This is a genomic window from Streptomyces luteolus, from assembly GCF_029968015.1.
GTDB lineage: Bacteria > Actinomycetota > Actinomycetes > Streptomycetales > Streptomycetaceae > Streptomyces > Streptomyces luteolus.
Genome location: NZ_JASCIS010000009.1, coordinates 145,007 through 166,733, shown reverse-complemented (window position 1 = coordinate 166,733; position 21,727 = coordinate 145,007). Strand labels below are relative to the sequence as shown.

The 21,727-nt window shown below is 71.8% G+C and carries 22 protein-coding genes; 14 read left to right on the top strand and 8 right to left on the bottom strand.

Annotated elements, in window-relative coordinates; genetic code table 11:
* Window positions 1–84 precede the first annotated feature (84 nt).
* From QIT00_RS11590 to QIT00_RS11580, 3 genes are all read left to right on the top strand, one after another.
* The gene (locus QIT00_RS11590; RefSeq protein WP_408909755.1) at window positions 85–330 is read left to right on the top strand and encodes a hypothetical protein; all 246 of its coding nucleotides are present in this window, start codon (window positions 85–87) and stop codon (window positions 328–330) included.
* 72 nt (window positions 331–402) lie between these two features.
* Window positions 403–2,082: a class I adenylate-forming enzyme family protein gene (locus QIT00_RS11585; protein ID WP_282535094.1), complete on the top strand. Its 1,680-nt coding sequence runs from the start codon at window positions 403–405 to the stop codon at window positions 2,080–2,082.
* Between the two features lie 119 nt (window positions 2,083–2,201).
* Entirely contained in the window at window positions 2,202–3,137 is a 936-nt protein-coding gene (locus tag QIT00_RS11580; protein WP_282535093.1) for an aldo/keto reductase, read from the top strand.
* A 19-nt stretch (window positions 3,138–3,156) separates the two neighbouring features.
* Here the strand turns inward: QIT00_RS11580 and QIT00_RS11575 are convergent, their stop codons facing one another.
* Window positions 3,157–4,020, bottom strand: coding sequence for an SDR family oxidoreductase (locus tag QIT00_RS11575; protein WP_282535092.1), 864 nt, complete (start codon window positions 4,018–4,020; stop codon window positions 3,157–3,159).
* Between the two features lie 138 nt (window positions 4,021–4,158).
* Here QIT00_RS11575 and QIT00_RS11570 point away from each other — a divergent pair, with 138 nt between their 5' ends.
* Together QIT00_RS11570 and rpmF are read left to right on the top strand one after the other, a co-directional pair.
* Window positions 4,159–4,512: a transposase gene (locus QIT00_RS11570; protein WP_282535091.1), complete on the top strand. Its 354-nt coding sequence runs from the start codon at window positions 4,159–4,161 to the stop codon at window positions 4,510–4,512.
* A 182-nt stretch (window positions 4,513–4,694) separates the two neighbouring features.
* Entirely contained in the window at window positions 4,695–4,865 is a 171-nt protein-coding gene (gene rpmF / locus QIT00_RS11565; protein ID WP_282535090.1) for a 50S ribosomal protein L32, read from the top strand.
* Window positions 4,866–4,886: 21 nt separating this feature from the next.
* On the opposite strand, the gene QIT00_RS11560 is transcribed toward rpmF, so the two are convergent.
* The gene (locus tag QIT00_RS11560) at window positions 4,887–5,264 is read right to left on the bottom strand and encodes a hypothetical protein (protein WP_282535089.1); all 378 of its coding nucleotides are present in this window, start codon (window positions 5,262–5,264) and stop codon (window positions 4,887–4,889) included.
* A gap of 88 nt (window positions 5,265–5,352) precedes the next feature.
* Window positions 5,353–6,435, bottom strand: a complete 1,083-nt coding sequence (locus QIT00_RS11555; RefSeq protein ID WP_282535088.1) for an aminoglycoside phosphotransferase family protein — start codon at window positions 6,433–6,435, stop codon at window positions 5,353–5,355.
* 126 nt (window positions 6,436–6,561) lie between these two features.
* On the opposite strand from QIT00_RS11555, the gene QIT00_RS11550 reads away from it, so the two are divergent.
* Both QIT00_RS11550 and QIT00_RS11540 read left to right on the top strand, forming a co-directional pair.
* Window positions 6,562–6,960, top strand: coding sequence for a DUF1801 domain-containing protein (locus tag QIT00_RS11550; protein WP_282535087.1), 399 nt, complete (start codon window positions 6,562–6,564; stop codon window positions 6,958–6,960).
* A 130-nt stretch (window positions 6,961–7,090) separates the two neighbouring features.
* The gene (locus QIT00_RS11540; RefSeq protein WP_408909754.1) at window positions 7,091–7,669 is read left to right on the top strand and encodes an MFS transporter; all 579 of its coding nucleotides are present in this window, start codon (window positions 7,091–7,093) and stop codon (window positions 7,667–7,669) included.
* A gap of 88 nt (window positions 7,670–7,757) precedes the next feature.
* Here the strand turns inward: QIT00_RS11540 and QIT00_RS11535 are convergent, their stop codons facing one another.
* The gene (locus QIT00_RS11535; protein WP_282535159.1) at window positions 7,758–8,531 is read right to left on the bottom strand and encodes an IclR family transcriptional regulator; all 774 of its coding nucleotides are present in this window, start codon (window positions 8,529–8,531) and stop codon (window positions 7,758–7,760) included.
* A 57-nt stretch (window positions 8,532–8,588) separates the two neighbouring features.
* Here QIT00_RS11535 and QIT00_RS11530 point away from each other — a divergent pair, with 57 nt between their 5' ends.
* Window positions 8,589–9,503 (top strand): LysR family transcriptional regulator, encoded by a 915-nt coding sequence (locus QIT00_RS11530; RefSeq protein WP_282535085.1) that lies wholly within the window; start codon window positions 8,589–8,591, stop codon window positions 9,501–9,503.
* Window positions 9,504–9,549: 46 nt separating this feature from the next.
* On the opposite strand, the gene QIT00_RS11525 is transcribed toward QIT00_RS11530, so the two are convergent.
* From QIT00_RS11525 to QIT00_RS11510, 4 genes are all read right to left on the bottom strand, one after another.
* Window positions 9,550–10,221 carry a GntR family transcriptional regulator gene (locus QIT00_RS11525; RefSeq protein ID WP_282535084.1) on the bottom strand — a complete coding sequence of 224 codons (672 nt, stop codon included), beginning with the start codon at window positions 10,219–10,221 and terminating at the stop codon, window positions 9,550–9,552.
* Between the two features lie 204 nt (window positions 10,222–10,425).
* Entirely contained in the window at window positions 10,426–11,046 is a 621-nt protein-coding gene (locus QIT00_RS11520; RefSeq protein WP_282535083.1) for an MBL fold metallo-hydrolase, read from the bottom strand.
* Window positions 11,043–12,128 carry an S-(hydroxymethyl)mycothiol dehydrogenase gene (locus QIT00_RS11515; protein ID WP_282535082.1) on the bottom strand — a complete coding sequence of 362 codons (1,086 nt, stop codon included), beginning with the start codon at window positions 12,126–12,128 and terminating at the stop codon, window positions 11,043–11,045. The genes QIT00_RS11520 and QIT00_RS11515 overlap by 4 nt, the downstream gene beginning before the upstream one ends.
* A 36-nt stretch (window positions 12,129–12,164) precedes the next feature.
* Entirely contained in the window at window positions 12,165–13,613 is a 1,449-nt protein-coding gene (locus QIT00_RS11510) for an amino acid permease (RefSeq protein ID WP_282535081.1), read from the bottom strand.
* Between the two features lie 366 nt (window positions 13,614–13,979).
* On the opposite strand from QIT00_RS11510, the gene glyA reads away from it, so the two are divergent.
* From glyA to QIT00_RS11480, 6 genes are read left to right on the top strand one after another with little or no spacing between them, the layout of a single operon-like run.
* Window positions 13,980–15,296 carry a serine hydroxymethyltransferase gene (glyA, locus tag QIT00_RS11505; RefSeq protein ID WP_282535080.1) on the top strand — a complete coding sequence of 439 codons (1,317 nt, stop codon included), beginning with the start codon at window positions 13,980–13,982 and terminating at the stop codon, window positions 15,294–15,296.
* The gene (locus QIT00_RS11500; protein ID WP_282535079.1) at window positions 15,293–16,513 is read left to right on the top strand and encodes a sarcosine oxidase subunit beta family protein; all 1,221 of its coding nucleotides are present in this window, start codon (window positions 15,293–15,295) and stop codon (window positions 16,511–16,513) included. The genes glyA and QIT00_RS11500 overlap by 4 nt, the downstream gene beginning before the upstream one ends.
* A 23-nt stretch (window positions 16,514–16,536) precedes the next feature.
* Window positions 16,537–16,845, top strand: coding sequence for a sarcosine oxidase subunit delta (locus tag QIT00_RS11495; RefSeq protein WP_282535078.1), 309 nt, complete (start codon window positions 16,537–16,539; stop codon window positions 16,843–16,845).
* The gene (locus QIT00_RS11490; protein WP_282535077.1) at window positions 16,842–19,730 is read left to right on the top strand and encodes a sarcosine oxidase subunit alpha family protein; all 2,889 of its coding nucleotides are present in this window, start codon (window positions 16,842–16,844) and stop codon (window positions 19,728–19,730) included. The genes QIT00_RS11495 and QIT00_RS11490 overlap by 4 nt, the downstream gene beginning before the upstream one ends.
* Window positions 19,723–20,343 carry a sarcosine oxidase subunit gamma gene (locus QIT00_RS11485; protein ID WP_282535076.1) on the top strand — a complete coding sequence of 207 codons (621 nt, stop codon included), beginning with the start codon at window positions 19,723–19,725 and terminating at the stop codon, window positions 20,341–20,343. The genes QIT00_RS11490 and QIT00_RS11485 overlap by 8 nt, the downstream gene beginning before the upstream one ends.
* Window positions 20,343–21,716 carry an L-serine ammonia-lyase gene (locus QIT00_RS11480; protein ID WP_282535075.1) on the top strand — a complete coding sequence of 458 codons (1,374 nt, stop codon included), beginning with the start codon at window positions 20,343–20,345 and terminating at the stop codon, window positions 21,714–21,716. Before QIT00_RS11485 ends, QIT00_RS11480 begins: the two co-directional genes overlap by 1 nt.
* Window positions 21,717–21,727: the final 11 nt, after the last annotated feature.

Sequence of the window (21,727 nt, the reverse complement as noted above, 5' to 3'; positions counted from 1 at the left end):
AAGCGGGCAGGTGGTCGACGCCGCGATGACGGACGGCAGTGCGCTGCTGCTCGCCATGACGTACGGCTTCCTCGCGGCCGGGGCGTGGTCCGAGGAGCGCCCGTACTCTCCCTGACCGAGGCCGCCGCCCACCCGCACAACCGGGCGCGCGGCACGTTCCTCGACGGCGACGGACCGCTGCGGCCCGCCCCCGCGCCTCGGTTCTCCGCCACCCCGGCGACCGCGCCGGGCGCTCGGCCGAGGACGGGCGAGGACACCCGGAGCGTGCTGGCCGAAGCTGGCCTGACGTCGCCCGAACTCGACCGCCTGACCAGGCAAGGAGTGATCTGAGGAGTGATCTGAGGGCTGACCCGAACACTGGCCCGAGGAGTGACCCGAGCAGTGACCCCGAGGAGTGATCTCTTGACCGGTACCACGCTGACCTTCCCGGCCGTCGACGCGGGCGCCGTCCTGGCCGGTGCGGCCCATCACTTCGCCGACCGAGTCGCCGTACGCGACGGTGAGCGGTCCCTCACCTTCGCCGAACTGCACGAGCAGGCACAGCGGTTCGCGCGCGGCCTGCACGAGCACGGCATCGCACCGGGCGACACGGTCCTGCTGCTCGTCCCCAACTGCCTGTGGTTTCCGGTCAGTTACTGGGGCGCGCTGTACGCGGGTGCCGTGGTCTGCCCGGCCAACCCGGCACTGCCGCCCGCCGCGCTCGCCGCTCAGCTCGCGGACTCCGGTGCGCGCGCGGTGGTCGCCCACCCCGCGTCGCTCGCCTCGGTGTACGCGGCCGACGCACCGGCGCCGCACCTCACCGTCGTCGTCCCCGGCGCCGCGGGACCGGCCGCGCAAGGACCGACCGCGCAGGCACCGACCGCCGCGGCGCCGCCCCCACCGACGGGCCGGGCCGTGCTCGCCGCCGAGTCGCTGCTCCGGTACGGGCACGCCGAGCGGGTCCTGCGCCGCCCGGACGACCTGGCCCACCTCGCGTACACGGGCGGCACCACGGGCCGCTCCAAGGCGGTGCGTGTGCTGCACCGCAACCTCCTCGCGAACATCGCGCAGGTCGCCTGGTTCCGGGGCGCCGCCCGCACCGTCCTCGTCGACGGGCTGCTCGGCGCCGAGCAGGACAAGGAGCGCGCCACGGCCCACCACCACGCTCCCGGCACGGCGACCACCCTCGCGGTGGCTCCGCTGTTCCACGCCATGGGCCTGATCGGGCTCGTCGGCAACACGCTGGTCGGCACGACGGTGGTGCTGTGCGCGCGCTTCGACCCCGAGCGGTTCCTCGCGGACGTCGTGGAGCACGAGGTGTCCTGGCTCGGCGGCTCCCCCGCGATGTACCGGGCCCTGCTCGCCGCGCCGTCCGCCGCCGGGCTCCGGGTCGAGTCCGTCTCCAACGTCCTCTCGGGCGCGGCGCCCATCGACCCGGAGACCGTACGACGGCTCGGCGAGCTGTTCCCCAACGCGCTGGTCACCGAGGGGTACGGGCTCACCGAAGCGACCATGTCCCTCACCCTGCACCCGGTGGACCCGGCGGTCGGTACTCCGCCCGGTTCGGTCGGACTCCCCGTCCCCGGAACGGAGTTGAGCATCCGCGACCTCACCGACCCCGAGCGGGAGCTGCCCGTCGGCGGGACCGGCGAGGTCTGGGCCCGCGGCCCGCAGATCACCGACGGCTACCACGGCCGCGCCGATCTGACCGCGGACCAGTTCCGGGACGGCTGGCTCCGCACCGGCGACGTGGGCCGGGTGGACGAGCGCGGCTTCCTGTTCCTCTCCGGCCGGGTCAAGGACATGTTGATCTACAAGGGCTACAACGTCTATCCCCTGCACCTGGAGGACGTACTCGCCGGACACCCGGCGGTCGCCGCCGCCGCCGTCATCGGCGTACCGCACCCGGAGGCGGGCGAGATCCCCGCCGCGTACGTGGTCCTCCGCCCCTCGGCCATGGCGAGCGCCGAGGAGCTGATGGCGTACGTGGCCGAGCGCGTCGCCCCGTACCAGCGGGTGCGGGAGCTGCACTTCGTACCCGCACTTCCGGTGTCCGCCGCGGGCAAGATCCTCAAAACCGAACTCCGCTCACAACACGAGTAGTTGACCGCCGCGGCATCCCGGCGGGCCCGGCGCAGGTCTCCTTGGCTATCGTGATCCGTCCCTCGGCGTCGTCCGGCCCGTACGGCCGGCGCCGGCAACCGGCGGCAGAACGGGGCGAGATGGCGCAGGACCGGCTGATCCACGGCTGTATGGGACTGGGCGGCAGCTGGGACCGCGAGCCGTACGGCGCGGCCGACGTGGAGCACGCGCACGCCGTGGTCGAGGCGGCGCTCGACGCGGGCATCACCGCGTTCGACCACGCCGACATCTACCGGCACGGCAAGGCCGAGGCGGTCTTCGGAGAGGTACTGGCCCGCGCACCCGGGCTGCGGGACAGGATCACGCTGCAGACCAAGTGCGGCATCCGGCTCGCCGAGGGCGACCGGCCCGGCACGTACGACCTGCGGGGCGGCAGCATCGCGCGGTGCGTGGAGGAGAGCCTGACCCGGCTGCGCACGGACCGGCTGGACACGCTGCTGCTGCACCGCCCCGACCCGCTCGCCGACCCGGAGGACATCGCCGAGGTCCTGACGTCCCTTCACCGGCAGGGTCTGGTAGGGCAGTTCGGCGTGTCCAACATGGATGCGCAACAACTCGCCCGTCTTCAGGCCCCGTTGGATATCCCACTGGTCGCGAACCAGCTGGAGATGAGCCTGCACCGCAGGGACTGGCTGGAGTCCGAGGTCCTGGTCAACACTCCGGCGGCAGCCCAACTCGGCTTTCCCGAGGGCACGTTGGACTACTGCCGGTCGCACTCCGTACGGCTGCAGGCCTGGGGTGCCCTGGCGCAGGGCCGCTACACCGACCGCCCCGAGACGGCGGCCGACCGGGCGACGGCCCTTCTGGTCCGCGAGCTGGCGGAGCAGAAGGGCACCACACCGGAGACGATCGTGCTGTGGTGGCTCCGCCGCCACCCGGCCGGCATCGTCCCGGTCATCGGCACCGCCAACCCGGCCCGCATCCGCGCCTGCCGGGACGCCACCGACGAGCCCCGGCTCTCCCACGACGAGTGGTACGGGCTGTGGATCACGGCCCGAGGAACGCCGCTGCCCTGAGGAGGCCGGGCTTTCGGGCTCAGCCTGCCGCGCCGCCCGGCGACAGCTCGTCCGCGTGGTCGGCCGCCCACTGCGCCAGGGTGCGGCCCGGCCGGCCGAGGACCCGCTCCGTGTCCGGGTCGACCCGCGGCGGCTCCTCCGCGTACTCGGCCTGGTAGCCGAGGAGGTACTCGGCGATCTCCATCGGGATGCCTGACGTGATGTACGCGGCGCGGGCCTGGCCGTACGTCAGCGGCTCGAAACGCAGCTCGCGGCCGAGTCCCGCGCCGATGGCCGCCGCCTGCTCGCGGTGGGTGAGCGCCTCGGGCCCGCTGAGCGAGTAGGCGCGTCCGGCGTGACCGTCCTCCAGGAGCGCGGCGACGGCCACCTCGGCGATGTCGGCCTCGTGCACGGGTACGCCGATCGCGTCCGGGAAGGCGCTCCGTACCGTCGACTCGATGCGGATCGACTCGCCCCACGTGGACAGCTTGTTGGCGGCGAACTCCCCCGGCCGTACATGCGTCCACTCCAACTCCGAGGCCTCGACGGCCTGTTCGGCGTCGAGCAGCGTCTCGTAGCTGCCGGGCCGCCGTACCGCGACGGCGCTGCTGGTGAGCGTGACCATGCGCCGCGCACCGCCGCGGGCCGCCCGCTCCACGAAGGCGCGGGCCTGCTCGGCCGCCGCGGCGGGGTCGAGCGCGCCGGCCAGGAAGTACACGCCGTCCACGCCGTCGAGTGCGGCGCCGGGTTCGGTGAGGGTGCCCGCCACCACTTCGACGGCTTCGGGGAGCCGCGCGCCGGCCGGGTCGCGGGTGAGTGCCCGTACCTTGCGGCCCGCGCCGAGCAGCCGGTCGACCACGATGCGTCCGACCGTGCCCGTCGCTCCGGTGACCAGGATCGTCATGCCTCTGCCCCTTCGTTCTGGACGCCGAACTCCTCGGCGTGGCGCAGAGGTTAAGCAGCTCGCGGGGTTACGCGCACATCGGCTCATGTCTCGTTTGGCGGCCCGCGGGACACCGCTTCCGACCTTAGGATGCGGCCCATGGAGGCGCTCGCTGACCGGCTCGTACCGGACGAACTGTGGGCGGTGGCCGAGCCCCTCATGCCGGCGCCGCGCCCCCGCAGCCAGGGCGGCGGCAGGTCCGCAGCGGACCGCCGCCAGGTGCTCGTCGCGGTGGTGTACGTCCTGACGAGCGGCTGCGCCTGGCAGCTTCTCCCGCCCGCCTTCGGCGTCACCGTGCCCACGGCACACCGCTGGTTCAGCCGCTGGACCCGCGCGGGCCTCTGGCGGGAACTGCGCGCGGCGACGGCCGCCGACCCGGCGCTCGCGGCGTGGACGCGCGCGCTGCACGAGTGCGCGGAGCGGCGCGTGTACGCGCGGGGCATCGACGGCTGAGGTGCTGTCGGCGCGGGCGCGCGAAATTCACCAACTGAGACATGGCCGAGGCGTCCGGTTTCTTACGTCATGCGCGGGTCTGCGCACCCGCGCACGGGCCACCGCGAGACGTGATTGTTAACGACAGTCATTTTCATGTAGCTTCCGGTGTCAGCCCAGCGCCCACACCCCGAGGAGCCCTCATGGCCGTCCCCAAACGGAAGATGTCCCGCAGCAACACCCGGCACCGCCGCGCCCAGTGGAAGGCCACGACCGCGCACCTCGTCCCGGTCACGGTCGACGGCGTCACCCATCTCGTACCGCAGCGCCTCGTCAAGGCGTACGAGCGCGGGCTGGTCAAGCCCGAGGGCTGATCGGCCGAGCCGGGGCCCCGCTCACCGCCGCCGCATCGCCACCCGCCGCATCCGCCGGATCCGGCGCCGCAGGATCCGGATCGCGTCGGCCGCTCCGAGGGCGTGGTCGCGGCGGTCCGACTGCGGGGTGAGCGGCAGCAGGTAGCGGGTGCGGTCGCTCTCCAGGAGGCACAGGGGCGGCCCGCCCCCGCGCGCCACGGGCGCGAGCAGGATGCGGAAGGGGCGCGGCGGGTCGTCGGGGAGTTCGGCGTCGAGCACGGCGGTCTCCCGGCCGAGTTCACGGCGGTACGCGACGACCTTGCCGTCCACGAGGAGTTCGACCGCGCCGTGGACACCGGCGACCTGGACCGTCACGGAGTGGCCGTTCTGGTCGATGTGGAAGCGCTGAGCCGTGGCCATGGCGTGCCTCCCGCCGCTGGGGCTCGCTCGCACGAGGGGCTGTGCCTCCAGCGTAGGCGGGTGCCGGGCTGGTTGCGCCGTCCGAGCGTCAAGGGCGCCGCGAGGGGACCGGCCTCAGGTCGGGCCGGCGGGCGCGGATGCGGTGGCGCAGGTCCGTGCTGAGCCGGCCGAGTCTGCGTAGATCGGGCCGGTCGGCCGTCATCGCGGCGACCACGCCGAGCCGGTGCACGAGCCGTTCCCGCGCGGTGGCGGTGCCCCACTCCCAGTCCTCCTCGGCGATCCGCGCCAGGTGGTCGGCCGTACCGCGACGGGCCTTCTCGACCAGCGCGTCCCCGCGGAGCAGCCACCCCGCGCAGGCGTCGACGAGGCCGGCCTCCGGGGATCCCTCGCCCCCGTCGCCGAGCTCGGTGCCGCTCGCCGCGCGCCAGGCCGTGCGGTACGCGGACTCCGCCCGGTCGAGGAGCGGGGCGGGGGCCGAGGTGACGCACCAGCAGGTCGGGAAGCCGATGCGCAGGTACGCGAGTTCCATCAGGCCGCTGCCCAGCGAGGCCTGTTCGAAGTCGATGAACCGGACGCCGTCGGCGGTGTGCAGGTCGTTGCCGGGGCACGGGTCGCCGTGCAGCAGGGCGTGGCCAGGGGCCCGGTCGAGGCGGTCGAGCCGGTCGAGTCGGTCGAGGAGCGCTTCGAGCTCACCGCGGACTCCGTGCGGGGCGGGGACGTCGAGTGCGTCGGCGAGCCCGAGGAAGGCCGTGACGTCTCGCTCGCCCGGGCCCGACCACCGCGGCAGAGTTCCCGTGTCTTGCGGGCGGGCGGTGGCGTGCAGCCGGGCCAGGGCCGTCGCGTAGTCGACGGTCCAGTCGGCGGGGAGGCGGCGCCGGTGCCGCAGGTCCTCCAGGACCAGGACGCGCTCGTACGGGTCGGTGGCGCGCAGGGCGGGCGCCACGGGCGGGGCGGCGCGGGCGGCGAGCCGGAGCGCGGTCACCTCGCGCGTGTACCGTTCGTCCGCCTCCGGGGCGTCGACCAGCTGCTTCACGACCGCGGTGTCTCCGCCCGCCGTCGCCACCCGCCAGACGCGCGAGCGCGGGCTGCTGTCCAGGGGGTCGGCGTGCACGACGGGGGCGAGGCCGGCCCGTAGCCGGAATGCCTCGTTCAACGGGGGCGGCGGCGTCATGGACTCACGGTGGCCCACGGCTCGTGACGCACGGGCGGCGGTCAGTTGTCGCGACCCGTTGCCGCTGCCGGTTGCCGCTGCCGGTTGTCGCGGCGGTTGTCAGTGGCCCCGCCTAGAGTCGGGCGTATGACGAACGAAGTGCCCAAGGCATGGCAGTCCTGTCTCGAAGCGGCGAACGCGGAAGTGGCCGCGATCGCACGGCGGGCCCGCGAGGTGGTCCGGGAAGCGGTGCCGGACGCCGCCGAGGAGGTCGACGTACCGGCGCGGCTGCTCGCCTTCACCTTCGCTCCCGGCACGTACAAAGGCATCGCGGTGGGCCTCGTCCTGCACTCCAGACATGTGAATCTGCAGTTCGGCGAGGGAGTTGAGCTGGCGGCGCACGATCCTGACGGCCTGCTCACCGGCACAGGCAAGAAGGCCCGCCATGTGAAGCTCCACGCGCCTGAGGATCCGGAGGACCCACGCGTGGTGGAGCTGGTACGCGCCGCCGCGGCACGGCGACGCGCCCAATTGGCCGACGGGTAGGCAGGCGGGCAGGCGGGCAGTGCGGACATGGATCGGGTCGGGAGGGTGGCCGCAGGCCGGGAGCCTAGACCGGAAGCAGGTCGCGCGCGATGGTGTGCAGGGCGGGACGTGAGCGCAGGAAGTCCCCTGCGTGGGACAGGAATTCATCGACGTCATGGGTGAAGTGCCAGCCGTTCGGGCGCATACGGCATGGTCCCGCGCGGGCGGGCGCGGCGCCCGCAGTTTCCTCGGCCTCACGACAGGAGCTGGTACGGCCTCGCTGCTCCTCATCGAGCGGATCGGGCGGCGCAAGCTCATGATCCCGCAGCAGTGGGTGTGCGCGGCCGTCCTCGTCGTCATCGGTCTGTGGGCCTCGGAACCGCCCGCCGTCGTCCTGGCCTGCTTCCTGGTCTTCGCCTTCGCCAACGCCATGTGCACCGCGCTGACAGGCGTGTACCCCGGCGAGATCTTCCCCACCGAGATACGCGGCATCGGCACCGGCTTCGCCACCGCGTTCAGCCGCGTCGGGGCCGCCCTCGGCACGTTCCTGCTGCCCTGGTCGATGCAGCACCTCGGCGCGGGGCCGAGCATGCTCATCGCCGCGGGCGTGTGCGGCGTCGGCGCCCTGGTCTCCCAGGCCCTCGCCCCCGAGACGATGGGCCGCCCCCTGAGCGAGACCTCGGCCCCGCGCCGCTCCGCCCGCGAGGCGTGGCGGGCCGGGACGCACTGACACCGGTCAAGTCCCTGAGCCGCCCCGGCGAAGACCGAGGGGATAACGGGGATTGCGTGGATAACGGGGATTGCGTGGATAACGGGGATTACGGAGATTCCGGAGACTCCGAGGATTCCCAGCCCGGCCACATGAGCTGCTTCAGCTCCTCGGAGGCCTGCTGCATGTGCTGCAAGGTCGCGGGAATACGGTCCCGGCCGAAGCGGTAGCGCGGAGCGTCCACGGTGAGAATCGCGACCAGGGCACCGGCGGAATCCCGTACCGGCCGCGAGACTGAGAGGAGGCCCTCTTCCAGTTCGTTGTCGATCACCGAATAGCCCTGCTCCCTGACCTGCTGCAATTCCTTGAGCAGTACCTTCCGGTCGGTGATGGTGTCCGGAGTGAAGGCCTCCAGCTCGTCCGGAAGCCTTTCCTGGAGCCGCTTCACCGGCATATCGGCCAGGACGATCTTTCCGGTGGAACTCGCGTGCAAAGGCCAGTGCTGGCCGACCAGGGATTCCACCGAGACGCCTACGACCTGCGAGCCCGTGGCGGCGGCGATGAGTTCCAGCTCATGGCTGGGCGTGGGCACCGAGAGCGTCACCGTTTCCCCGAGGGCCCGGGCCAGTTCGTCCAGGGCCGGCTGAATGCGGCTCGCGAGACCGTCGTACGGATCCGCGGGCCGGGCGAGCCGGGCGAATTCCCAGCCGAGCGTGTATTTGGAATCGACGCGGTCGACGAAACCGGTCTGCTCGAAGCTGTTCAGGAGCCGGAATGCGGTGGGCCTCGCGAGCCCCACGGCGGCGGCGAGTTCGGTCACCGTCGCACCCGACTCGTGCCGGGCCAGTTCCCGCAGCAGCAGAACGCCCCTGATGACGTGCACGGAATCAAACACAAGGGGAATCAAACAATTCCGTGGCTGATCGCGCAAACTATTCGCATGATTGATCCCAGGATCCGGATCCTGCAGATGGTCGCCGAGCACGGCACCGTCACGGCCGCCGCGCAGGCCCTCAACTACACGCCGTCCGCCGTCTCGTACCAGCTGCGCCAGCTGGCCGCCGACCTCGGCACCGAACTCCTCGTCCACCAGGGCCGGGGCATCCGGCTCACCAACGCGGCGCGCATCCTGCTCCGGCACGCGGAGCAGCTGCAGGAGCAGTGGGAGCTGGCGCGCGCCGAGCTGGCCGCCGCCGCTTCCGAGCCCACCGGCCAGGTCACGCTCTGCGGCTTCTCCACCGCGGCGAGCACCCTGCTGCCGCCCGCCGCCGCGGCGCTGCGGGACGCACACCCGCATGTCACGGTGCGGATCGTGGAGGCCGAGCCGGACCGCTGCTTCGACCTGCTCCTGTCGCAGGAGGCGGACCTCGCGCTCCTCGTCGTCACCGCCGACTCGCCGCCCATGACGGACGGCCGCTTCGACCAACAGCCGCTGCTCGACGACCCGTTGGACCTCGTCGTACCGCAGGACCATCCCCTTACGCGCAAGCGCCGGGTCACGCTGGCCGACGCCGCGCGGGAGGAGTGGATCGTCGGCAACCCCGGCACCACCTACCACCAGCTGGTGCTCGCGGCCTGCATGGGCGCCGGGTTCACGCCGCAGATCGCGCACCACTCCGACGAGTGGGACACCGGCACGGCGCTCGTCGCGCACGGTTTCGGGGTGTTCCTGGTGCCGCGGCTCGCGCGGCTGCACGAGGACCGCCGGGTCACGCGCCTGCGCCTGCACGGCGAGCCCGCGCCGAGCCGCCGCATCATGGCGGTGACACGCCCGGGCGGCCGCAAGATCCCGACGCTGCTGCACGCCGTGGACACGATCACCCGAACGGCCGCCCAACTCCTGCCGCGCTCCTGAGAGTTGAGGACGGCGCGTCGTGGGCGGGCGGGGCCAGCAGCTCCGCTCAGATCGCCTCGCGGATCGCCCGCTCGAAGCCCTCCACGTGGCCCCGTGCGAGCCGCGCCGCCCGGTCCGGCTCGCCCGCGACGATCGCCTCGATCAGAGGGCTGTGCTCCTCAACGTGCCCCGACATGTCGTCCAGGCGGTCGACGAACAGGCACCAGATGCGGGTGGCGAGGTTGTCATGGCGTACGAGGGTGTCTTCGAGGTACGGGTTGTGCGTGGCCGCGTAGATGGCGCGGTGGACCTGGAGGTCGAGGCGCATCAGTTCGGCGGCGTCGCGCTCGGTCTCGGTCTCGGTCACCGACTTCAGCTCCGCGAGTAGCGTGGCGAGCGCCTCGCGGTCGGCGGCCGTGGCGCGGCGGGCGGCCTGGGCGGCGGCGAGGGGTTCCAGTTCCTGGCGGACCTCGGAGATGTGGGCCAGGTCGGTGATGTTGACGTCGGTGGCGAAGGTGCCGCGGCGCGGGTAGGTGGTGATCAGCCGCTCGTACTGGAGCCGCTTCAGCGCCTCGCGCACCGGGGTACGGCCGACGCCGAGGGACTGCATCAGCTGGTCCTCGTTGATCGGGTCGCCGGGGCGGATCTCGAGCATGACGAGGCGGTCGCGAATGGCGCGGTACGCCCGCTCGGCGAGCGACAGTTCATCGCCCCGAGGATCGGTCGCGACCTGCTGCATGAAGTCCCCTTGCCTACCGGAACGCGCACCCTGTGTGCTGCGCCGTGTGCTGGCCGAGTCTAGTGACTGGCCCGCACATCGGTTGACTCGGTCACTTTTATTGCCCGGTCTCGCACCCTCGTGCTCACCCAGACTCGCATCCCCGTGCCGGACCGCCGTGGGTGCAGTGCACGACGGTCCGGCTGTCCAAGGGTGCCCGGCGTCCTAGGTCGGGACGTTGTCCCTCTCCACCTCGATCGTGGTGTCCGGTCCGTGCCCGGTGTGCACCACGGTCTCGCCGGGGAGCCGGAGCAGCTTCTCCCGGATGGAGCGCACGATCACGTCGTAGTCGCTGAACGACCGGCCGGTGGCGCCGGGCCCGCCGTTGAAGAGGGTGTCGCCGGTGAACACGGCGCCGAGCTCCTCCGCGTAGAAGCACACCGCGCCGGGCGCGTGCCCGGGGGTGTGCAGGACGCGCAGCTCGACGCCCGCGACCTCCACGACGTCGCCGTCCCCGAGGTCGGCGTCCCACTTGCCGCCCGGGTGCGTGAGCTCCCAGACGGGCCGGTCGTCGGGATGGAGGAGTACGGGAGCCTGGGTACGGGCGGCCAGCTGCGGGGCCACGCGGACGTGGTCGTCGTGGGCGTGCGTGCACAGGATCGCCTTCACGCGGCGGCCCGCGACGACCTCCAGGATGCGGTCGACGTCGTGCGGCGCGTCGACGACCACGCACTCCTGGTCGTCGCCGATCACCCACACGTTGTTGTCGACCTGGTGGGTCTCGCCGTCGAGGGAGAACGTCCCGGAGGTGACGGTGTGCTCGACGCGTACGCGGTCGCGGCTCACAGGACCACCACCGAGCGCAGCACGTCGCCGTGGTGCATCCGCTCGAAGGCCGACTCGACGTCCCCGAGCGTGATCTCCTCGGTCACGAACGCGTCGAGGTCGAGCCTGCCCTGCCGGTACAGGTCGATCAGCATCGGGAAGTCCCGCGCGGGCAGGCAGTCGCCGTACCAGCTGGACTTGAGGGCGCCGCCGCGGCCGAACACGTCGATCAGCGGGATGTCGGGCAGCTTCATGTCCGGGGTGGGGACGCCGACGAGGACCAGGGTGCCCGCCAAGTCACGGGCGTAGAAGGCCTGTTGGTACGTCTCGGGCCTGCCGACCGCGTCGATCACCACGTCGGCGCCGAACCCGCCGGTCAGCTCGCGGATCGCCTCGACCGCGTCCCGTTCCTTGCTGTTGACGGTGTCGGTGGCGCCGAGGTTCTTCGCCCAGTCCAGCTTGCGCTCGTCGATGTCCACGGCGATGACGCGGGACGCGCCCGCGAGGCTCGACCCGACGACGGCCGCGCAGCCGACGCCGCCGCAGCCGATCACCGCGACGCTCTTGCCGCGTCCCACGGCGCCGGTGTTGATGGCCGCGCCGAGCCCGGCCATCACACCGCAGCCGAGGAGCCCTGCGGCGGCCGGCGAGGCGGACGGGTCGACCTTGGTGCACTGCCCGGCGTGGACGAGGGTCTTCTCGGCGAAGGCGCCGATGCCGAGGGCGGGCGTGAGCTCCGTTCCGTCGGTCAAAGTCATCTTCTGGGTCGCGTTGTGGGTGGCGAAGCAGTACCAGGGTTCGCCGCGCGAGCAGGCACGGCAGTCGCCGCACACCGCACGCCAGTTGAGGATGACGAAGTCACCGGGCTCCACCTGGGTGACGCCCTCCCCCACGGTCTCCACCAGGCCCGCCGCCTCGTGGCCGAGCAGGAACGGGAACTCGTCGTTGATGCCGCCCTGGCGGTAGTGCAGATCGGTGTGGCAGACCCCGCAGGCCTGCACCTTCACGACGACCTCGCCGGGACCGGGGTCGGGGATGCGGATCGTCTCGACGGTCACCGGCGCGTCTTTCGCGCGGGCCACGACGGCGCGGACTTCTTGCATGGCGTACTCCTTGGTCTCGGGGTGTACGGGGGTACTTCAGCGGCCCTGGGGCCGAAGATCCTTGTCGTTCCGGTTGCTGCCGCGCCGCTCCCGCAGCAGCGCCACGGCGACGACGAGTGCGGCCACGAGGCCGGAGAAGACCAGCTGCCGGCGTGCGGCGTGGTCGGTGAGCATATAGGCGAGGACGAACGTGATCATCGCGATCGTCGCCCAGGTCAGATACGGGAACAACCACATCCGGACGATCAGCTTCTCCGGGTTCTCGCGCAGGATGATGCGCCGCATCCGCAGTTGCGTGCAGCAGATGACCAGCCAGACGAAGAGGGCCACGGCACCGGAGGCGTTGAGCAGGAACGCGAAGACCGTGTCGGTCCACTTGTAGTTGAAGAACACGGCGAGGAAGCCGAAGGCGACGGAGGCGAGGATCGCCGCCCGCGGGACACCGCGCGCGGTCGTCCGGGCGAAGGACTGCGGGGCGTCGCCGCGCCGGCCGAGCGAGAACGCCATCCGGGAGGCGGTGTAGAGGCCGGAGTTGAGGCAGGACAGGACGGCGGTGAGCACGATGACGTTCATGATCTGCCCGGCGTGCGGGATGCCGATGGTGTTCAGGGCGGCGACGTACGAGCCGTCCTCCAGGATCGCCTTGTCGTCCCACGGGAGCAGGGTGACGACGACGAAGATCGAGCCGAGGTAGAAGACGGCGATGCGCCAGATCACGCTGTTGGTCGCCTTGGCGACGGCCCGCTGCGGCTGCGCGGACTCGCCCGCGGCGAGGGTGACGATCTCGCTGCCCATGAACGAGAAGACGACCAGGAGCACCCCCGTGAGGATCGCGCCGGGCCCGTTGGGCAGGAAGCCTCCGTGGGCCGTGAGGTGGGTGAGCCCGGTGGCCTCGTGGTCCGAGCCGGGCAGCACGCCGAGCACGGCGAGCCCGCCGATCACGATGAAGGCGGCGATCGCGACGACCTTGATCCCGGCGAACCAGAACTCGAACTCGCCGTACGAGCCGACCGAGGCCAGGTTGGTCGCCGTGAGCACCACCATCACGATCAGCGCCCAGGCCCACTGCGGCACGGCCGGCACCCAGCCCTCCAGGATCACGGCGCCGGCGGTGGCCTCGACGGCCATCACCACGACCCAGAAGAACCAGTACAGCCAGCCGATGGAGAACCCTGCCCAGCGGCCGAGCGCCCGGTCGGCGTAGGCGGAGAAGGAGCCGGAGCTGGGGTCGGCCGCGGCCATCTCGCCGAGCATCCGCATCACGAGGACGACCATGACGCCGACCAGGGCGTACGAGATGAGGATGCCGGGTCCGGCCGCCGCGATGCCGGAGCCGGAGCCGATGAAGAGACCGGCGCCGATGACGCCGCCGATGGCGATCATGGAGAGGTGGCGGTTCTTGAGGCCCGCCTTGAGGCCGTCCCCCGCCGGGAGGTCGGAGGTGGAGGGCTGCTCCTTCTCCGTGATGGTGGGTTGCACGCTCATGTGTCCTCAACTTCGAGCAGTTCGCAGCACTTCGCTGCAGTTCGCTGCAGTTCGCAGCAGGTCGAGCAGCAGGTCGAGCAGCAGTTACGAGCGGGGTGAGCTTCAGATCCAGCGCCTCGCAAGCCTGGAAGGCAATTGATATATCAATGCGGTCGCAAGGTATGCCGGGCGACCCGGCCGGTCAAGGGCCGCGATCCGAGAGGGCGCTCATCGAGTCCTGCTCCGCCGCGCACGACCCGCAGCACGACCCGCACGACCCCTTGACCCGCCGCCTCGGCACGCTCTACCTTCCTGGAAGAGCTGATATATCAGTCACATATTAATGCTTCCCAAGCTTCCCCAGTGGATTCGAAGGTGGTGTTCGGCATGGCAGCGAATCCGTCGGTGACCGATGACGGAGCTCTTCTCTCCCTCCCTCTGAACGGCCTGGACCCGGAGGTCGCCGCGGCGCTCTCCGAGGAACTGCACCGCCAGCAGTCCACGCTGGAGATGATCGCCTCGGAGAACTTCGCCCCGGCCGCCGTGATGGAGGCCCAGGGCTCGGTCCTCACCAACAAGTACGCCGAGGGCTACCCCGGCCGCCGCTACTACGGCGGCTGCGAACACGTCGACGTCGTTGAGCAGTTGGCGATCGACCGCGTGAAGGAGCTGTTCGGTGCCGAGGCCGCCAACGTCCAGCCGCACTCCGGCGCCCAGGCCAACGCTGCCGCGATGTTCGCCCTCCTGAACCCGGGCGACACGATCCTCGGGCTCGACCTCGCGCACGGCGGCCACCTCACCCACGGCATGCGCATCAACTACTCCGGCAAGCTCTACAACGTGGTGCCGTACCACGTGAGCGAGTCCGACCTGCGGATCGACATGGACGAGGTCGCCGAGCTCGCCCGCACCCACCGGCCGAAGCTGATCGTCGCCGGCTGGTCCGCCTACCCGCGCCGCCTGGACTTCGCCGCGTTCCGGCGGATCGCCGACGAGGTCGGCGCGTATCTGATGGTCGACATGGCGCACTTCGCCGGGCTCGTCGCCGCCGGTCTGCACCCGAGTCCCGTACCGTACGCGGACGTTGTCACCACCACGACGCACAAGACGCTCGGCGGTCCGCGCGGCGGGGTGATCCTCAGCAGGGCCGCGCTCGCCAAGAAGATCAACTCGGCGGTCTTCCCCGGCCAGCAGGGCGGCCCCCTTGAGCATGTGATCGCGGCGAAGGCGGTGGCGTTCAAGGTCGCCGCGTCCGAGGCGTTCCGCGAGCGGCAGCAGCGCACCCTCGACGGGGCCCGCATCCTGGCCGGGCGGCTGCTCGCCGACGACGTGGCCGAGGCGGGCATCACCGTCCTCACCGGCGGCACCGAGGTCCACCTGGTCCTGGTCGACCTGCGCAACTCCGCGCTCGACGGGCAGCAGGCCGAGGACCGCCTGCACCGCATCGGCATCACCGTCAACCGCAACGCGGTGCCCTTCGACCCGCGCCCGCCGATGGTCTCCTCCGGCCTGCGCATCGGCACCCCGGCGCTCGCGACGCGCGGCTTCGGCGAGGACGCGTTCCGCGAGGTCGCCGACATCATCGCCCAGGCCCTCAAGGACGAGCGGTTCACCGACGAGCGCGCTGCCCTGCTGCGCGACCGCGTCGAGAAGCTCGCCTACGCGTTCCCCCTCTACGCCCACCTGAACGGAGAAGCGGCATGACCACCGAGTCGCTGCCGGAGCACCCCGACTGGCTCTGGCGCAACCCCGAGCCGCGCTCCTCGTACGACGTGATCATCGTCGGCGCGGGCGGCCACGGCCTGGCCACCGCCTACTACCTCGCCAAGAACCACGGCATCACCAACGTCGCCGTCCTGGAGAAGGGCTGGCTGGCCGGCGGCAACATGGCGCGGAACACCACGATCATCCGGTCCAACTACCTGTGGGACGAGAGCGCCGCGATCTACGAGCACGCGCTGAAGCTGTGGGAGCGGCTGCCCGAGGAGCTGGACTACGACTTCCTGTTCAGCCAGCGCGGTGTGCTCAACCTCGCGCACACGCTGCAGGACGTCCGCGAGAGCGTGCGCCGCGTGGGTGCCAACAAGCTGAACGGCGTGGACGCCGAGTGGCTGGAGCCGGACGAGGTCGCCAAGGTCTGCCCGATCCTCAACGTGTCCTCGGACACCCGCTACCCGGTGCTCGGCGCCACCTACCAGCCGCGTGCCGGTATCGCCAAGCACGACCACGTGGCCTGGGCGCTCGCCCGGCGCGCGGACGAGATGGGCGTGGACCTGATCCAGGGCTGCGAGGTCACCGGCTTCGTCAAGGACGGCGACCGGGTCGTCGGCGTGGAGACCAGCCTCGGCCGCATCAACGCGGGCCGGGTCGCGCTCGCCGCCGCCGGGCACAGCAGCGTCCTCGCCGAGCGGGCGGGCGTACGGCTTCCGATCCAGTCGCACCCGCTGCAGGCACTGGTCTCGGAGCTGCACGAGCCGGTGCACCCGACTGTCGTGATGTCCAACCACGTGCATGTGTACGTGTCGCAGGCGCACAAGGGCGAGCTGGTGATGGGCGCGGGCGTGGACTCGTACAACGGCTACGGGCAGCGCGGTTCGTTCCATGTGATCGAGCATCAGATGGCCGCCGCCGTCGAGCTGTTCCCCATCTTCGCGCGGGCGCACGTGCTCCGGACGTGGGGCGGCATCGTGGACACCACCCCGGACGCCTCGCCGATCATCTCCACCACCGAGGTGGAGAACCTGTACGTCAACTGCGGTTGGGGCACGGGCGGTTTCAAGGGCACCCCGGCCGCCGGCTGGACCTTCGCCCACACCATCGCGACCGGCGAGCCGCATCCCCTGAACGCCCCCTTCGCCCTGGACCGCTTCACGTCGGGCGCCCTGATCGACGAGCACGGCGCCGCCGCCGTGGCCCACTGAAAGCCTGTGGAGAGGAGCAGACCGTGCTGCTGATCAACTGCCCCTGGTGCGGGCCGCGTGACGAGACCGAGTACCACTACGGGGGCCAGGCCCATGTGCCCTACCCCGGCAACCCCGCCGACCTCGACGACCGGCAGTGGGCCGAGTACGTCTTCTACCGCGACAACACCAAGGGCCCGTACGCGGAGCGCTGGATGCACAGCACCGGCTGCCGCCGCTGGTTCAACGTCCTGCGCGACACCGTCACCAACGAGATGCTCGCCGCCTACCGCCTCGATGACCCCCGCCCCGAACCGCACAACGTCGCAACCCCCGCCGGAGGCCCCCGATGACCGAGCAGGCACACCGGCTGCCCGGGGGCGGCCGTATCGACCGCGCCTCCGTGCTCCGATTCACCGTGGACGGGCGGGAGTTGACCGGTCTGGCCGGTGACACCGTCGCCTCGGCGATGCTGGCGGGCGGCGTCGTGAACGTCGCCCCCTCCCTGTACCGGGGCCGTCCGCGCGGCATCGTCTCCGCCGGTGTCGAGGAGTCCAACGCGCTGATCCAGGTGGAGAGCCACTGCTCCGAGGGCATGCTGCCCGCGACGACGGTGGAGCTGTACGAGGGCCTCACGGCCACCACGCTCTCCGGTATGGGCCGGCTCGACCCGACGCCGGACACCTCGGTGTACGACAAGAAGTACGTGCACACCGACGTCCTGGTGGTCGGCGCGGGCCCGGCCGGTCTCGCGGCCGCCGCCGCTGCCGCCGAGTCCGGGGCCCGTGTGATCCTCGTCGACGACCAGGCCGAGCCGGGCGGTTCGCTGCTCTCCGGGCGCGGCGACACGGTCGCGTCGCAGCCCGCGCTCGACTGGGTCGCCGATGTCCGCGCGGCCCTGGACGCGGCGCCCGAGGTCACCGTCCTCCCCCGCACCACGGCCTTCGGCGCTTACGACGACAACTACGTCCTGGCGTTGCAGAAGCGCACCGACCACCTGGGTCCCGAGGCGCCGCGGGGCGTGTCCCGGCAGCGGCTCTGGCACATCCGGGCCCGGCAGGTGGTCCTCGCGACCGGCGCCCACGAGCGTCCCCTCGTCTTCGCGGGGAACGACCGGCCCGGCGTGATGCTCGCCGGTGCCGTGCGCACGTACCTCAACCGCTATGCGGTGGCGGCGGGTTCGCGTGCCGTGGTCGCCACCACCAACGACAGCGCGTACGACACGGTCGCCGATCTGCACGCCGCCGGGGTCGACGTCGCCGCCGTCGTGGACGCCCGGCCCGAACTGTCCGCGCGGGCCGCCGAGTCGGCGTCGGCGACCGGGGTGCGGGTCCTCACCGGCACCACCGTGGTCGACACCGCGGGAACGGACCGGCTCACCGGCGTCACCGTCCAGGGGGTCGACGCCGAGGGTCAACTCACCGGTTCCGCAGAGGAGTTGGACTGCGATCTGCTCGCGGTCTCGGGCGGCTGGAGCCCCGTCGTCCACCTGCACTCGCAGCGGCAGGGCAAGCTCCGCTGGGACGACGAGCTCGCCGCGTTCGTGCCCGACACCGTCGTACGGGACCAGCGGGTCGTCGGCGCGGCGCGCGGCACGTACGGGCTCGACGGCTGCCTCGTCGAGGGCGCCCGCGCGGGTGCGCTCGCAGCCACGGACGCCGGGTTCCCGGTGCCGGTGCCGCCGGCCGACGCGGTGCGGCCCGCCGTGGCTCCGACGCGGGCCGTGTGGCTGGTGCCCGCGCCGGGCGGCGGCGATCCCGGTACGTGGGACACGCACTTCGTCGACCACCAGCGGGACGTGACGGTCGCGGACGTGTGGCGCTCCACCGGCGCCGGTATGCGCAGCGTCGAGCACGTCAAGCGCTACACCTCGCTCGGTACGGCGGGCGACCAGGGCAAGACCTCCGGCGTCAACGCGATCGGCGTGATCGCCGAGGCGCTCGGCGCGGGTGCCTCGCCCGGCGAGATCGGCACGACCGCCTACCGCGGCCCGTACACGCCCGTCGCCTTCGCCGCCCTCGCGGGCCGGGAGCGCGGCGAGCTGTTCGACCCTGAGCGCAGCACGTCCATCCACTCCTGGCACGTGGCGAACGGCGCGGAGTTCGAGGACGTCGGCCAGTGGAAGCGGCCCTGGTACTACCCGAGGCCCGGTGAGGACATGGACCGCGCCGTGGCGCGCGAGTGCCGCGCGGCCCGCGAGGGTGTGGCGTTCATGGACGCCTCCACGCTCGGCAAGATCGAGATCTGGGGCGCGGACGCGGGCGAGTTCCTCAACCGCGTCTACACCAACGCCTTCAAGAAGCTGAAGCCCGGCATGGCCCGCTACGGCGTGATGTGCAAGCCGGACGGCATGATCTTCGACGACGGTGTGACCCTGCGCCTGGACGAGAACCGCTACTTCATGACGACCACGACCGGCGGCGCCGCGAACGTCCTTGACTGGCTGGAGGAGTGGCTGCAGACCGAGTGGCCCGAGCTCGACGTGCACTGCACCTCGGTGACCGAGCAGTGGTCCACGATCGCCGTGGTCGGCCCGAAGTCCCGCGAGGTGATCGCCCAACTCGCCCCGGACATCGACGTGTCCAACGAGGCCTTCCCGTTCATGGCCTTCCGCGAGACGACGCTCGCCTCGGGCATCCCGGCGCGGATCTGCCGCATCTCGTTCTCCGGTGAGCTGGCCTTCGAGATCAACGTCTCCGCCTGGTACGGGCTCACGGTGTGGGAGGAGGTCGACGCGGTCGGCCGACCGTACGACATCACTCCGTACGGCACCGAGACGATGCACGTGCTGCGGGCCGAGAAGGGCTTCATCATCGTCGGCCAGGACACCGACGGCACGGTCACCCCGCAGGACGCGGGCATGGACTGGGTGGTGTCGAAGCGCAAGGACTTCGTCGGCAACCGCTCCTTCGTCCGCCCCGACACGGCACGCACGGACCGCAAGCACCTGGTCGGCCTGCTGCCGTCGGACGGTACGACGCGACTGCCCGAAGGGGCCCAACTCATCGCACAGGGCGTGCCGTTGACGCCCGAGGCAGGTCCGGTGCCGATGCTCGGCCATGTCACGTCCAGCTACCACAGCGAGGCACTCGGCAGGCCCTTCGCGCTCGCGCTCGTGGCCGACGGGCGCCACCGCGTCGGCGAGACCGTCCTCGCCCCGGTCGGCGACACGCTCGTGCCCTGCCTCGTCTCCGACTCCGTCCTCTACGACCCCGAAGGGACCAAGCGCGATGGCTGAGCCGACCACCGCAGGACCGGCGGCCCTGCGCCGCAGCCCCCTTGCGCACCTGGAGGAGCGCCTCCGCGCGGCGACCGTCACGGGCCCCCGTGGCGTCTCGCTCGCCGAGTGGCCGTTCCTCACGATGGTGAGCCTGCGCGTCGACCCCTCGTCCGACGCGGCCGCCCGGATCGAGAAGACCCTTTCGGCGGCGCTCCCCCGCCACTGCGGAGAGACGGCGGCCGCCGGTCCGCACACCGTGCTCTGGCTCGGGCCCGACGAGTGGCTGGTCGTCTCCCAGGCCGAAAGCCCTTCCCTGACAGCGGAGTTGACCGAGGCGCTCGGCGGTGACCCGGGCTCGGTCGTGGACGTCTCGGCCAACCGGACCATCCTCGAACTCTCCGGCCCGGTGGCCCGCGAGGTCCTGGAGAAGGGCTGCGCGCTCGATCTGCACCCGCGCGCCTTCGGCCCCGGCCGGGCCGTCTCCACGCAGGTCGGGCCGGTGCCGGTGATCCTCTGGCAGACCGACGAGGCGCCCTCGTACCGGCTGTTCCCGCGTTCCTCGTTCGCCGACTACCTCGCGCGCTGGCTGCTCGACGCCATCGACGAGTACGCGCGGCCCGAGGTGACCTGATGGCGCTCAGCGCGTTCGACCTGTACTCGGTCGGCATCGGCCCCTCCTCCTCGCACACGGTGGGGCCGATGCGGGCGGCCCGGCGCTTCGTCGGGCTGCTCGATGACGACGGGCGACTGGCCCAAGTGGCGCGTGTCCAGGCCGAGTTGTACGGATCGCTCGGCGCCACCGGGCACGGGCACGGCTCCGACAAGGCGGTCGTGCTCGGCCTGGAGGGCGAGGACCCGGCCACCGTGGACACCGAGCGGTCCGACGACCGGGTGGCCGAAGTGCGGTCCGACGGGCACCTGTTGCTCGGCGGCAAGCACCGGGTCCGGTTCGACAGCGACGCGGACCTGGTCCTGCACCGGCGCAAGTCGCTGCCCGCGCACCCCAACGGCATGACGTTCCGGGCGCTGGCGGCGGACGGCCGGGAGCTGGCCGCCAGGACGTACTACTCGGTGGGTGGCGGCTTCGTCGTCGACGAGGCCGCCACCGGCGCCGACCGCGTCGTGGAGGACACCACCCGGGTGCGGTTCCCCTTCGGCACAGCGGGCGAGCTGCTCGAACTCTGCGCCCGCGAGGGACTGTCGATCAGCGACGTGATGCTCGCCAACGAGGGAGCGTGGCGGAGCGAGGACGAGACACGGGCCGGGCTCCTGCACCTCTGGTCGGTCATGCGGGACTGTGTGGACCGCGGCTGCCGGCGTGCTGGCGTCCTGCCGGGCGGCCTGCGCGTGCCACGGCGGGCGCCCGCCCTCTTCCAGGAGTTGAGCGCGGACTCCGGGGAGCGGGACCCGCTGCACGTCGTGGACTGGGTGAACCTGTTCGCCCTGGCCGTCAACGAGGAGAACGCCTCAGGCGGCCGTATCGTCACCGCCCCGACCAACGGCGCGGCCGGGATCATCCCGGCCGTCCTCCACTACTACGTACGGTTCGTGCCCGGCGCGGACGACGAGGGCGTGGTCCGCTTCCTGCTCACGGCGGCCGCCGTCGGCATCCTCTTCAAGCAGAACGCTTCCATCTCCGGCGCGGAGGTCGGCTGCCAGGGCGAGGTCGGCTCGGCCTGCGCCATGGCGGCCGGGGCGCTCTGCGAAGTGCTCGGCGGGACACCCGCGCAGGTCGAGAACGCCGCCGAGGTCGGCATCGAGCACAACCTCGGCCTGACCTGCGACCCGGTCGGCGGGCTCGTCCAGATCCCGTGCATCGAGCGCAACGCCGTCGCCTCAGTGAAGGCGATCAACGCCGCCCGGCTCGCGCTCGCCGGGGACGGCACCCACAAGGTCACCCTCGACAAGGCCATCAAGACCATGCGTGACACCGGCCGCGACATGAAGGACAAGTACAAGGAGACCGCCCGCGGCGGCCTCGCCGTCAACGTCATCGAATGCTGAGAATCCCGAGA

Coding starts and splice junctions, on each gene's coding strand:
- QIT00_RS11580 (WP_282535093.1), top strand. CDS start 2,202: ATGGCGCAGGACCGGCTGATCCACGGCTGTATGGGACTGGGCGGCAGC.
- QIT00_RS11575 (WP_282535092.1), bottom strand. CDS start 4,020: ATGACGATCCTGGTCACCGGAGCGACGGGCACGGTCGGACGCATCGTG.
- QIT00_RS11570 (WP_282535091.1), top strand. CDS start 4,159: ATGGAGGCGCTCGCTGACCGGCTCGTACCGGACGAACTGTGGGCGGTG.
- rpmF (WP_282535090.1), top strand. CDS start 4,695: ATGGCCGTCCCCAAACGGAAGATGTCCCGCAGCAACACCCGGCACCGC.
- QIT00_RS11560 (WP_282535089.1), bottom strand. CDS start 5,264: ATGGCCACGGCTCAGCGCTTCCACATCGACCAGAACGGCCACTCCGTG.
- QIT00_RS11555 (WP_282535088.1), bottom strand. CDS start 6,435: ATGACGCCGCCGCCCCCGTTGAACGAGGCATTCCGGCTACGGGCCGGC.
- QIT00_RS11550 (WP_282535087.1), top strand. CDS start 6,562: ATGACGAACGAAGTGCCCAAGGCATGGCAGTCCTGTCTCGAAGCGGCG.
- QIT00_RS11530 (WP_282535085.1), top strand. CDS start 8,589: ATGATTGATCCCAGGATCCGGATCCTGCAGATGGTCGCCGAGCACGGC.
- QIT00_RS11525 (WP_282535084.1), bottom strand. CDS start 10,221: ATGCAGCAGGTCGCGACCGATCCTCGGGGCGATGAACTGTCGCTCGCC.
- QIT00_RS11515 (WP_282535082.1), bottom strand. CDS start 12,128: ATGCAAGAAGTCCGCGCCGTCGTGGCCCGCGCGAAAGACGCGCCGGTG.
- QIT00_RS11510 (WP_282535081.1), bottom strand. CDS start 13,613: ATGAGCGTGCAACCCACCATCACGGAGAAGGAGCAGCCCTCCACCTCC.
- glyA (WP_282535080.1), top strand. CDS start 13,980: ATGGCAGCGAATCCGTCGGTGACCGATGACGGAGCTCTTCTCTCCCTC.
- QIT00_RS11500 (WP_282535079.1), top strand. CDS start 15,293: ATGACCACCGAGTCGCTGCCGGAGCACCCCGACTGGCTCTGGCGCAAC.
- QIT00_RS11490 (WP_282535077.1), top strand. CDS start 16,842: ATGACCGAGCAGGCACACCGGCTGCCCGGGGGCGGCCGTATCGACCGC.
- QIT00_RS11485 (WP_282535076.1), top strand. CDS start 19,723: ATGGCTGAGCCGACCACCGCAGGACCGGCGGCCCTGCGCCGCAGCCCC.
- QIT00_RS11480 (WP_282535075.1), top strand. CDS start 20,343: ATGGCGCTCAGCGCGTTCGACCTGTACTCGGTCGGCATCGGCCCCTCC.